This is a genomic window from Helicobacter mehlei, from assembly GCF_007280785.1.
GTDB lineage: Bacteria > Campylobacterota > Campylobacteria > Campylobacterales > Helicobacteraceae > Helicobacter > Helicobacter mehlei.
Genome location: NZ_VKGC01000055.1, coordinates 1 through 1,067, shown reverse-complemented (window position 1 = coordinate 1,067; position 1,067 = coordinate 1). Strand labels below are relative to the sequence as shown.

Here is a 1,067-nt window from a genome sequence, read left to right as displayed (position 1 = left end):
TGCCAATGCGTTTTCACACACGGGAATCTATGTGGGTGGGGGGCAGATTGTGCATTTGACCGGCAAATTTAATGGGAGTCGCATTGAAAAATGCGCTTCTCAAGGGTTTTCTGGGGGCCAGATCATTTTTGTCTCTTGTCAGGGCACAAGAGCGGTTGGCAATCTTGACATAGCCCAAAGGGCATTGTCCTTAGTGGGGCAAGCTAGAGATTATCACTTGTTTAAGAATAACTGCCATGGGTTTATTACGGAGTGCTTGGGCAAGAGTGCAGAAGGTATAATCGCGCGCAAACCCAGCCAAGAGATCGGCCAAATCCTAAAGATGGATTGTTGGCGGGTGTGGGCGCAATAGCCAAGAACTCTTGCACACACAAGGACTAAGGACTTGGTTTGGCTCTTTTACCCCTTATTGACACCATAGTTGGGGCTGGATATATCCAAATTATCCAAATGACTAAAGGACAAGCAATGAACAAAATAGGCTGTTCATAGTTCTCGCATTAGATACATCCGGGCTGTTAGGGACTGGCCTTATTGTAAATACCAATTGCTACGCTAGACACATCCCAATATTAAGAGACTGGTTGAAATTCCTGCAGGAATTAAACATTTTTTCCATATTTGTTACTCGAGAAATATCCCAAGTTTCCAATCCCTCATAACTCTCTCTGTGAGAATGCTTGGAACACTCCGCTTAAATCTGTTAGCCACACAATATCAATCTCGTCCAATGGATGTTTCATCTTCCACCAATTCTTGGAGCTCTTTTTTGCTTTTAGGGAAGTATTTTCTTGAGTGGGGTTTTGGGCTACCCCCCAAAACTTCCTTTTCTAAGCCCTTAAAGCCTTTTTTAGAGGTGCTAGCCTGCTCTAAATCCTCTAAAGAAACATCCATCTTTGTTCCCACGTGTCTAAGCTAGATCAATCCTCTTCCACTCTAAGTCATCCTCTTGTAGAGTGTTGTAATGCTAATCTAGGGCTTGCACGTAACCAGCAAGCACCCCTGCAAGGACACTGAATTTTGGTGCCATTCCTTAGTTTCCTTTTGCACAGCTTAGGTCTTCTTTT

The 1,067-nt window shown here is 43.9% G+C and carries 3 protein-coding genes; 1 reads left to right on the top strand and 2 read right to left on the bottom strand.

What is annotated here, in order from left to right:
- Positions 1-352: lecithin retinol acyltransferase family protein (locus FNE76_RS08045; protein ID WP_120948838.1), on the top strand; the 352-nt coding region annotated here is incomplete at its 5' end.
- A 198-nt stretch (positions 353-550) separates the two neighbouring features.
- On the opposite strand, the gene FNE76_RS08800 is transcribed toward FNE76_RS08045, so the two are convergent.
- Together FNE76_RS08800 and FNE76_RS08360 are read right to left on the bottom strand one after the other, a co-directional pair.
- Positions 551-619, bottom strand: coding sequence for a hypothetical protein (locus FNE76_RS08800; RefSeq protein ID WP_407925320.1), 69 nt, complete (start codon positions 617-619; stop codon positions 551-553).
- 98 nt (positions 620-717) lie between these two features.
- On the bottom strand, positions 718-894 hold the full coding sequence (locus FNE76_RS08360; protein WP_162983131.1) for a hypothetical protein: 177 nt from the start codon (positions 892-894) through the stop codon (positions 718-720).
- Positions 895-1,067: the final 173 nt, after the last annotated feature.

Bases quoted from the DNA above. Each gene is read 5' to 3' on its own strand.
- FNE76_RS08360 (WP_162983131.1), bottom strand. From the start codon at position 894: ATGGATGTTTCTTTAGAGGATTTAGAGCAGGCTAGCACCTCTAAAAAA.